We start from the raw sequence: 9,448 nt of genomic DNA, 5'->3' as shown, positions 1-9,448 counted from the left end.
CGGCCGCCAGTTCCGCCGCCGTGCCCGGAGCCGGCTCACCGGCCTCGGCGGCCCGCAGGCGGGCGATCAGTTCCTCACGCGCCCGGGCGACCCGGGAGCGGACGGTGCCGACCGGGCAGCCCGCCACCTCGGCGGCCTCGGCGTAGCTCAGCCCGACCACCTGGGTGAGTACGAAGGCCTCCCGCCGCTGCGCGGGCACCCGGTCCAGCAGGTCGCCGAGCGCCACGCCGTCCTCGAAGCCCGCGGCGGGCACGGAGCCCTGCCGCTCGGCGGCCTCCTGCCAGTCCGGCAGCGCCGCGCAGCGCGGGCGGGCGGCGGCGGTCCGGTAGCGGTCGATGACGGTCCGGCGGGCGATCGACAGCAGCCAGGTGCGGGCCGAGGAGCGTCCGGCGAACCCCGGCAGGCTGCGCAGGGCGCGCAGGAAGGTCTCCTGGGCGAGGTCGTCTGCGGACTGCACGTCGGTGAGGTGGGCGACGAACCGCCACACGTCCCGCTGGGTGGCCCGGACGAAGGCTTCGACGTCGGCGGACCGCCCCTCGCGGGCGGCCAGGGCGAGGGTGGTCAGCTGTTCGTCATCCATGGTGGCCCCCCACCCGGACGGTCCCACCTCGGAGAAGGTACGGGACGATGGTCATATGAGATGTGAGCAACTCCGTACCGCTCTGTCCGCCCGCCTCGACGGTGAGCCGGCCGGTGTGCCGGACCGTCGACTGGACAAGCACGTCGCGCGGTGCGCGGTCTGCCGGGACTGGCTGGAGCGGGCGGAGCGGCTGCGCGGACCGCTGCTCGCGGACCGGACCGGCGGCGACCCGTCGGCGCAGTGGACGGCCCAGTGGACGACGGAGTGGACGGCGGAGTGGACGGCGGGGCTCCTCACCCGTCTCGGCGCGGAGCCGGCGGGCGGAGCGGAGTCCGACGGGGTGGAGCCCGACGGAACGGAGTCCGACGGGGTGGAGTCCGGCAACGGGGCGGCCGGTGAGGTGGAGGGCCGCCCCGGACAGGGGGACGGCGGACGGACGCGGTAGGACGGTGGCGCCGGTGCGGACCGGTGCGCCGTCGAAGTGAGACATGGAGGAGTCCCGGGGGGAAGGCGTTGGTGCGGTCCCGCTGCGGGCGGAACCGTCGGCGTCGGTGGGCGGCCGCGCGTCCGGAGCCCCGGCCGGCGGAGCGGCGGGACGGTCGGCGCGTACGGGCCCGGGCCCCGGTGGCGCGGGCGGCGGCCGTCGGTACCGGCGGCGCACCGTCCCCGGACCGTCCGGACGACAGCGGCCTCCGCCGTCCGTGGCCGCCGGTCCTGCCCCCGGCCCCGGCGGGAGGCGCGGGGTGGGGCGGCGCGGCGGCGCGGCGGTGCGGTGGTTCGCGGTCGGTCGGGGTCGTCCGGGACGGGCGGCGGTACCCGGCGGCGCGGCTGCGGCGCGGGGCGACCTGCCCACCGCGCCGGGCACCGGTGGTGACCCGGGGGGCGGAGGGCGCGTCAGCGGGCGAACGCGACGCGGGGCGGCCCACGCCGCACCAGGGCGTGCGAGAGCAGTACCAGCCGCGGCGGCCGGGTCCGGCTGCCGACGGGTCTCGGCGCTCCCGGCGGCAGGTAACCGGCGGGTCGGCCGAACAGGGCCAGCAGCGGTTCCAGCAGCGCCCCGGCCAGGACGGCGCCCAGCGCGCCGAGCAGGTCGAACAGCCGCACCAGCGCCGTCTCGCCGCGCTGGAGCAGCAGCGCGCACGCGAGCGCGGCGAGCACGTGGGCGGCGATCATGCCGGTGGACATGCCGTGCGCGGCCATGTCGTGACCGCCCATGCCGTGGCCGCCCGCACCCTGACCGGCCATGCTCTGACCAGTCATGTTCTGACCGGCCAGGTCCTGACCCGTCATGCTCTGGCCGGTCAGGTTCTGTCCGGTCAGGCCCGTGACCGAGCCCGACGGGAGGTCCGGTGCCGCCGCCACACCGTGCGCGTGGTGCGCGGCGGCCGCGGCCTGCGCACCGGCCGGCGGGACGTTCGGATCGAGCCCGGCCATCACGGCCAGGTCGTCCGGCGTCACCCCGGTGGGTGTCGCGTCCGGATTGCACAGCAGGAGCGAGGCCCAGTCCGTCGGCGGAGTGCCGCTCGTGCCGCCACCGCCGAGCAGCGAGCCCGCCTGTTCGAAGGTCAGATGCAGGGCGGTCTGCGCCGCCACCATCCAGAGGCTGATCACCGTGAGCCCGCGCCGCCGGCCGGCCAGCAGCCAGGTGAGGCCGAGGGTGAGACCGAACGCGCCCGCGAGGACGGGGGCCGAAACCCCGGAACCGGACATGGAGACGTGCGCCGTGGCGGCCAGCGCCACGCAGAGCGCGGCGAAGACCACGGCGCGCAGCGAGCGGATCCGGTCGGTCATCACGATGACACTCATCGTCGCACCCGCCTCCGCAGACCAGTACCGCACCCTCCGCTATTGGCCGGTTCCATCCCTGTGACGGCACGTCCGGGCGCCTCGGGCGAGTTCCGGCGAGCCAGGCCGTTCGGGCACTGACACCTCCGGGGCCGCTGGGAACGGTGGTGCGGGAGGGCTGTCACGCGGTGGCCGGATTCCGACGGTGCGGGAAGGAGCGGAGCACTGACGGGCGCCCGACTGGTCCCAGAAGATGCTATTCATGCCGTCATATCGGTTTGACAGCTTCCTTCCGATACGCACTGAATGTGACATCACGCACACGGGACCGACAGGGACAGGAGGCCCCGGATGGGCACCACCGCATCCGATGCCGGCGCGACCACGACCAGCGACGCGGCGGGCGGAGCGGTCGCGGACGTCCGGCCCGGCGGCGAGGCCCGGACCGGGAGCGCGGACCTCCGGCCCGCGACCGCCGCCGATCGGCCGGAGGGGGTCGACCTCGCGGATCCGGCCTTCTGGCGACTGCCCGCCCCGGCCCGCGCCGCCGCCTTCGCCGAACTGCGCCGCCTCCCCGTCCCGGCCCGCTTCGGTGCCGGCCAGCACCGGGGCGGCCGCGGGGGCTTCCACGCCCTCGTCCGCTACGCCGACGTCGTCGAGGCCAGCCGCACCCCCGGCGTCTTCCTCAGCGGACCGGGCGTCACCACCCCCGAACCCGCCCGGTGGGTCCGCCTCCTGTTCGGCGACTCGATGGTGAACCTGGACGACCCCCGGCACGCCCAGCTGCGCCGGATCGTCTCCCGCGCCTTCACCCCGCGCCTGCTCTCCCGGGTCGAGGACGGCATCCGCCGGGTCGCCACCGAGTTGGTCGACCGGGTCGAGCACGAGCGCCCCCGGGACTTCGTCAACGCGGTGGCCGCCGAACTCCCCTTCCGGGTGATCTGCGACATGATGGGCATTCCGGCCGAAATCCGCCGCGCCATCCTCGACCAGGTCAACCACGCCTCCGAGCACACCGGCGTCGCCCGCCCGCTGCGCGAACGCCTCCGGACGCCCGGTCGCGGACTGCGGGCGCTGGCCCGGATGCAGGGCATGGTCGCCGCCCTCGGCCGGGAGCGCCGTCGCCGCCCCGCCGACGACCTGATCTCCGCCCTGGTCACCGCCGACGTCGACGGCCGCCGCCTCACCGGCCGCGAACTCGGCGCCTTCTTCTCCCTCCTGCTCGTCGCCGGTGTCGAGACCACCCGCAACGCCCTCGCGCACGGCCTCCACCTGCTCACCGTCCACCCCGGCCAGCGCGCCCTGCTCCTCGGCGACCTCGACCGTCACCTCGGCGGCGCGGTCGACGAGATCGTCCGCCACTCCACGCCGATCATCCAGTTCCGCCGCACCCTGGCGGTCGACCACCGGCTCGGCGGTCCGGACGGCCCACTGCTTCGGGCGGGCGAGAAGGTGGTGCTCTACTACGGCTCCGCCAACCACGACGAGACCGTGTTCGCGGACCCGGCGGCCTTCGACATCACCCGGACCCCCAATCCCCACCTCGGCTTCGGCGGGGGCGGGCCGCACTACTGCCTCGGCGCGCACCTCGCCCGACAGGAGATGAAGGTGCTCTACCGGGAGCTGTTCACCCGGCTCCCCGAGGCCCGGTCGGTCGGCGAACCGGAACTCGCGCCGTCCAGCTTCGACCACCGGGTCCGCTCGCTCCCGTTCACCTTCTGACCCGCCGGCCTCCGGCCCGACCCCATCCCACCCTGCCCCACCCCGCCGCGCCGTTCGGACGCGTCGCAAGGTGGCGGACGTCACTGCGACCGCCCGGGCCGCCGAGCAGAATGCCGACATGACCGACCGTTCGCTCCCCGCCCCGGCCCCCGCCCCCGCCCCGGGCCCCGCCGACCCGCTGCCGCCCGGCGTCGACGGGCCCACCGCCGACGCCTGGACGGCGCTCGGCGGACCGGCCGCACTGCTGGACCGGGTCTCCTTCCACGGCCCGGACGCGGTACTGCCCTCCCGGCTGCCCGTGCGGCGGCTGGCCCGGGCCACCGTCGCCGCCTGCTCGCTGGCCGCCGCCGAACTCGCCGCGCTGCGCTCCGGCGGCCCCGTCCCCGAGGTCCGGGTCGACCAGGGCGCGGTCGCCACCGCCTTCGTCAGCGAACGCCACCTGCGGATCGACGGCCGCGCCCCGGTCAGCTTCGCGCCGCTCTCGGGCTTCTGGCAGACCGCCGACGGCTGGCTGCGCACCCACGCCAACTACCCCCACCACCGGGACCGGCTGCTCACCGCCCTCGGCCTGCCCGCCGACACCGGGCCCGAACGGTTCGCCGCCGTGCTGCGCGAACGGCCGGCCGCCGTCGTCCAGGAGCGCGCTTACGCGGCGGGAGCGCTCGCCGTCGCGGTCGCGCCGGCCCGGGAGCTCGTCCTGCCGCTGGCCGAACTGCGGACCGTCGACACGGCCGCACCCCGTCCACTGGCCCCCGCCGACCTGCCCGCCGCCGGGATCCGCGTCCTCGACCTCACCCGGGTGATCGCCGGACCCGTCGCCACCCGCACCCTCGCCCTGCTCGGCGCCGACGTGCTGCGCGTCGATTCACCCCACCTGCCCGAGGCCGAGGACGCCCACGCCGACACCGGCTTCGGCAAGCGCTCCACCCGCCTCGACCTCGCCGCGCCGACCGACCGGGCCGCGTTCGAGGACCTGCTCGCCACCGCCGACGTCGTCGTCAGCGCCTACCGCCCCGGGGCCCTGGACGCGTACGGACTCGCCCCCGGCGAACTGCTCGCCCGCCGGCCGGGCCTGGTGGCCGTCGAGCTGAACGCCTGGGGCTGGACCGGCCCGTGGAGCGGGCGCCGCGGCTTCGACAGCCTGGTCCAGGCGGGCTGCGGCATCGCCGCCGTCGAGGCCGGCGCCGACGGCCGCCCCGGGGTCCTGCCCGCCCAGGCCCTCGACCACGGCACCGGCTACCTGATCACCGCCGGGGTCCTGCGCGCCCTCACCGAGCAGCGCACCGGCCGCCCCGGGAGCCGCCACCTGCGCTACTCCCTGGCCGGTACGGCCTCCTGGCTGCTGCAGGGCATCGCCCCCACCGCCGACCCGCACGTCCTGCCGAACGACGAGCCCTACGACCCCGCCCGGTGGATCACCGACACCGACACCGCGGACTACGGCCGGCTCCACCATGCCCGCCCGCCCCTCGGCTACGCGGGCGCCCCCACGGACTGGTCCCGCCCGCCGGGCCGCTGGGGCACGGACGCCCCGGCCTGGCTCTGACCGGCGGCCGGCCACCGGCCGCCGCTCGGGCGGGACCACCCGTCCAGGTGATCCCGCCCGTTCGGCATTCGGCGGCCGCGGTCAGACGCCGGACGGGATCTGCTTCGCCGAACTGCGCACCTGCAAGGCCGTCACGATCTCGACCAGCCCCAGGAACAGCAGCCAGCACCCGGCCAGGACCGTCAGCGCCTTGATCGAGCCGACCGGCCAGACCATCAGCAGCACCCCGGCCAGGGTGTTCGCCGCCCCGGCGAAGGCCTGCCAGCCGCGGGCCGGCATCGTCTCGTCCGAGATCGCGGCGACCAGCTGGGTGATGCCGCGGAACAGCCAGCCGATGCCGATCCAGATCGCCAGCAGCAGCAGCGACTGCACCGCGCTGCGGAAGCACAGCAGGCCGAGCAGCACACAGAGCGCGCCACTGATGAAGGCCAGCACCCGCATCGCGGTCGCGCCGTGGGTGCCGAACGCGGCGACCAGCTGGACGATGCCGATGACCAGCAGATAGAGGCCGAACAGCACACCGACCACCATCAGCGTCTGCTTCGGCCAGACGAACACGACGATCCCGAGCGCGAGCGAGACCAGCCCGGCGAGCAGCAGCACCTGCCAGGCGGCCTTGGCGAGCGCCCCCAGCGGGCCCCGGACCGGGGCTCCGTCGGGAGTGATGATCGGGGAGACCACGGTGGCATCCTCCTGGAGTGCGGACGGGGGGACGGGGGACGGCTGGAGTTCGGACGGCGGACGGCGTTCCTGACGATCACCTCACGATCACCGCCCGCGCCGGACCGCGCTCGCGGGGCGCACCCGTTCGGGCGGTCGAACGGATTTCCCCCGGGGTTCCCCGAACGTCACCTCACCCTCACTTACCGTCGATAGGATCCGTCGATATGACTTCTGAAGGGTGGGGGACCCCTCCGGTCGAGCCGATCGGTCAGCACTACATCGTCTGCGGCGGCAACGCGCTCGCCCACCGCCTGGTCCTCGAACTCGTCGAGCACTACGAAGTACCGGTCGTCGTCCTCGTCCCGGACCGCACCCGCGACCACGCGCCCCGGATCGAGCAGCTGGACGGCGTCGCCGCGGTCGTCGAGTACGCCGGCGTCACCGAGGAGGCGCTGCGCGCCGTCCGGGTCGAGACCGCGCGCGGCCTCGCCCTCGTCGACGGCAGCGACCAGGAGAACATCCACGCCGCGCTCTCCGCCCAGCGGCACAACCCCGGGATCCGCATCGTGCTGCGGATGTTCAACCAGCGGCTCGGCTCCAACATCGAACGGCTGCTCAGGAACGGCACCGCGCTCTCCGGCTCCGCCACCGCCGCCCCGGCCTTCGCCGACGCCGCACTCTCCCGGCCCAACTCCGTCCAGGTCGGCGACCGCTTCCTGCACATCGCCTACGACGACGACATAGCCGCCGACCGGATCTGCGTCGTCGCCGACCGGATCGACCGCCAGGACCTCGGCCGGATCCGCCTGCTGCCCGACCAGGAGGGCGACTCCGCCTCCTTCGTCCGCCTGGCCGGCGAGTTCGGCGACGGCGGCCCGATCCGCTCCGGCCCCGCGCCCGCCGAACCGTCCCCCGCCACCGGGGGCATCGCCGCACTCCAGACCCTGCCCAGCGAACCCGCCGTCCGGATCCCCTGGTGGCGCCGACTGCGCTGGCGCCTCCTCGACACCCTGCGCTTCTTCACCAGTGCCCGCCTCCGCGTGGTGCTGATCACCGCCCTGGCCGCCGTGCTGTTCGCCTTCGGCCTGCTCTGGTACCTCAACGGGAACTTCGCCTGGTCCCTCTACGCCTCCCTGCTCGACCTCGCCGGCGCCGCCCAGCCGGACCAGCCCGGCACGGGGGACGGCAGCGGCACCGGCGGTACCTGGCAGCGGATCGCCCAGGTGGTGATCACCTTCTGCGGCATCACCTTCGCGCCGGTCGCCACCGCCATCATGGTCGAGGTGCTCGCCTCGGGCCGCCGCGGCCAGCACCGCAACCCGGGCGCGGGCACCCGCGACCACGTCGTCGTGGTCGGCCTCGGCAACGTCGGCACCCGGGTGGTCGCCCAACTGCACGAACTCGGCGTGCCGGTGGTCGGCCTGGAGAGCGACCCCCAGGCCCGCGGCATCTCCGCCGTCCGCGCCCTCGGCGTCCCGGTCGTCGTCGACGACGGCCCGCTCGCCGAGCAGCTGCGCCGCGCCCGCCTCAAGCACAGCCGCGCCGTCGTCGCGGTCAGCGGCGACGACGCCACCAACCTGGAGGCCGCGCTGGAGGCCCGCGCCGTCCGGCCCGACGTCCGGGTGGTGCTGCGCCTCTTCGACGACTCCTTCGCGAGCCATGTCTACGCCACCCTCGACAACGTCGCCTCGCGTTCGACTTCGTATCTTTCGGCCCCGGCCTTCGCCGCCGCCCTGATGGGCCGCGAGGTGCTAGGTACCCTTTCGGTCTTCCGCCACGTCCTGCTGATCGCCGAACTCCCCGCCGAGATCGGCACCGGCCTGATCGGCCTCAACCGCCACGACCTGGAGGACCCGGGCGGAGTGAGGGTCCTGGCGGTGCGTCTGGCCCGCAGCCCCCGCCTCTACCACTGGAATTATGCGGACCGCACCCGGACTCTGGAGCCGGGCGACAGCGTCGTCGTGGCCACCACCCGCAGCGGCCTCGCCCGCCTCAACACGACGCTGACGGAGAACACCTGAGAGCACCTGCGGATCTGCTTCTCGGCGTGGGAAGTCGGCGCGGCCGACTTCCCACTCCACCGCCCCTTCCGACCGATTGGTCACCCCCGCCCCGGTAGCCCCATCGACGCTGGCAGAATTGGCCTGTGATCGACGCGAGACGGCTGCGGACCCTGCGAGCGGTGGCGGACCACCGGACGGTGACCGCCGCGGCGGCCGCGCTCTACCTCACCCCCTCCGCCGTCTCGCAACAGCTGACCGCCCTGGAGCAGGAGACCGGCCACCACCTGCTCGCCCGTGAGGGCCGAGGGGTACGGCTCACGGCGGCCGGGGAGATCCTGCTCGGTCACGCCGACGCCGTCCTCGCCCAGCTCGAACGGGCCGAGGCCGACCTCGCCGCCTACAGCGCCGGTGTCTCCGGCGAGGTCACCGTGGCTTCCTTCGCCACCGGCATCTCCCTCGTCCTCGTGCCCGCCATCGGTGCCCTCGCCACGCGCGCCCCCGGCGTCCGGCTCAAGGTGCTCGACGCCGAGGGCGACGCCAGCCTGCCGATGCTGCTCGACGGCCGTGCCGACCTCGCCGTGGCCGTCGAGTACCGCGGTGCCCCACGTGCCGACGACGCCCGGCTCACTCGCGTCCCGCTCTACGCCGAGCCCTTCGAGGCCGTTCTTCCGCTCGCCCACCCGCTGGCCACCGCCGAGGGCCCGGTCGCGATGGCCGACCTCGGAAACGAACCGTGGATCGGCCCCTACCCGGGCAACCCGTGCCACGACGTGGTGCTGCTGGCCTGCGAGCACGCCGGTTTCCAGCCGCGCCTGGTGCACTCCTCCGACGACTTCCGCGCCGTCGTCGCCCTCGCCTCGGCCGGTGCCGGCGTGGCCCTGGTCCCGCGCTCGGCCCTCCTCGGCGTGGACCTGGCCCGGGTCGCCGTCCGCCCCGTCGACAGTGCCCTCGCCACCCGCCGGGTCTTCGCCGCCGTCCGCGCCGGCGCCGACGGCCACCCACTCATCCGCCCCGTTCTCGACGCCCTCGTCGAAGCCGCTCCGGCCGCTCCCTGACCGGGTCCTCGGCCGCCGCCGGCTGCTTGTCGGTCGCGCGGGTGTGGCCGGGGGGGCGGCCGGGGGGGGGGGGCCCCCCGGGCTGCACACAATT

8 protein-coding genes are annotated in these 9,448 nt (G+C 75.3%); 5 read left to right on the top strand and 3 right to left on the bottom strand.

What is annotated here, in order from left to right; translation table 11 throughout:
• Positions 1–580, bottom strand: a 580-nt coding sequence (locus tag SM793_RS35660; protein WP_320443293.1) for a sigma-70 family RNA polymerase sigma factor, incomplete at its 3' end; no start/stop codon positions are given.
• A gap of 55 nt (positions 581–635) precedes the next feature.
• On the opposite strand from SM793_RS35660, the gene SM793_RS35655 reads away from it, so the two are divergent.
• On the top strand, positions 636–1,025 hold the full coding sequence (locus SM793_RS35655; protein ID WP_320443292.1) for a zf-HC2 domain-containing protein: 390 nt from the start codon (positions 636–638) through the stop codon (positions 1,023–1,025).
• A 449-nt stretch (positions 1,026–1,474) separates the two neighbouring features.
• Here the strand turns inward: SM793_RS35655 and SM793_RS35650 are convergent, their stop codons facing one another.
• On the bottom strand, positions 1,475–2,386 hold the full coding sequence (locus SM793_RS35650; protein WP_320443291.1) for a hypothetical protein: 912 nt from the start codon (positions 2,384–2,386) through the stop codon (positions 1,475–1,477).
• Positions 2,387–2,716: 330 nt separating this feature from the next.
• On the opposite strand from SM793_RS35650, the gene SM793_RS35645 reads away from it, so the two are divergent.
• A complete protein-coding gene (locus SM793_RS35645) occupies positions 2,717–4,087 on the top strand; it encodes a cytochrome P450 (protein WP_320443290.1) in 1,371 nt (456 codons plus the stop codon).
• Positions 4,088–4,205: 118 nt separating this feature from the next.
• Complete coding sequence (locus SM793_RS35640) at positions 4,206–5,633, top strand: CoA transferase (protein WP_320443289.1); 1,428 nt, start codon at positions 4,206–4,208, stop codon at positions 5,631–5,633.
• Between the two features lie 81 nt (positions 5,634–5,714).
• On the opposite strand, the gene SM793_RS35635 is transcribed toward SM793_RS35640, so the two are convergent.
• A complete protein-coding gene (locus SM793_RS35635) occupies positions 5,715–6,314 on the bottom strand; it encodes an HdeD family acid-resistance protein (RefSeq protein WP_320443288.1) in 600 nt (199 codons plus the stop codon).
• Positions 6,315–6,520: 206 nt separating this feature from the next.
• Here SM793_RS35635 and SM793_RS35630 point away from each other — a divergent pair, with 206 nt between their 5' ends.
• On the top strand, positions 6,521–8,317 hold the full coding sequence (locus SM793_RS35630) for an NAD-binding protein (RefSeq protein ID WP_320443287.1): 1,797 nt from the start codon (positions 6,521–6,523) through the stop codon (positions 8,315–8,317).
• 125 nt (positions 8,318–8,442) lie between these two features.
• Complete coding sequence (locus SM793_RS35625; protein ID WP_320443286.1) at positions 8,443–9,354, top strand: LysR family transcriptional regulator; 912 nt, start codon at positions 8,443–8,445, stop codon at positions 9,352–9,354.
• Positions 9,355–9,448 lie beyond the last annotated feature (94 nt).

The organism is Kitasatospora purpeofusca (assembly GCF_034043715.1).
GTDB lineage: Bacteria > Actinomycetota > Actinomycetes > Streptomycetales > Streptomycetaceae > Kitasatospora > Kitasatospora purpeofusca_A.
The sequence above is the reverse complement of the archived record's forward strand: the minus strand, read 5'-3'. Positions and strand labels throughout refer to the sequence as shown.

Coding starts and splice junctions, on each gene's coding strand:
- SM793_RS35640 (WP_320443289.1), top strand. CDS start 4,206: ATGACCGACCGTTCGCTCCCCGCCCCGGCCCCCGCCCCCGCCCCGGGC.
- SM793_RS35650 (WP_320443291.1), bottom strand. CDS start 2,386: ATGAGTGTCATCGTGATGACCGACCGGATCCGCTCGCTGCGCGCCGTG.
- SM793_RS35630 (WP_320443287.1), top strand. CDS start 6,521: ATGACTTCTGAAGGGTGGGGGACCCCTCCGGTCGAGCCGATCGGTCAG.
- SM793_RS35655 (WP_320443292.1), top strand. CDS start 636: ATGAGATGTGAGCAACTCCGTACCGCTCTGTCCGCCCGCCTCGACGGT.
- SM793_RS35645 (WP_320443290.1), top strand. CDS start 2,717: ATGGGCACCACCGCATCCGATGCCGGCGCGACCACGACCAGCGACGCG.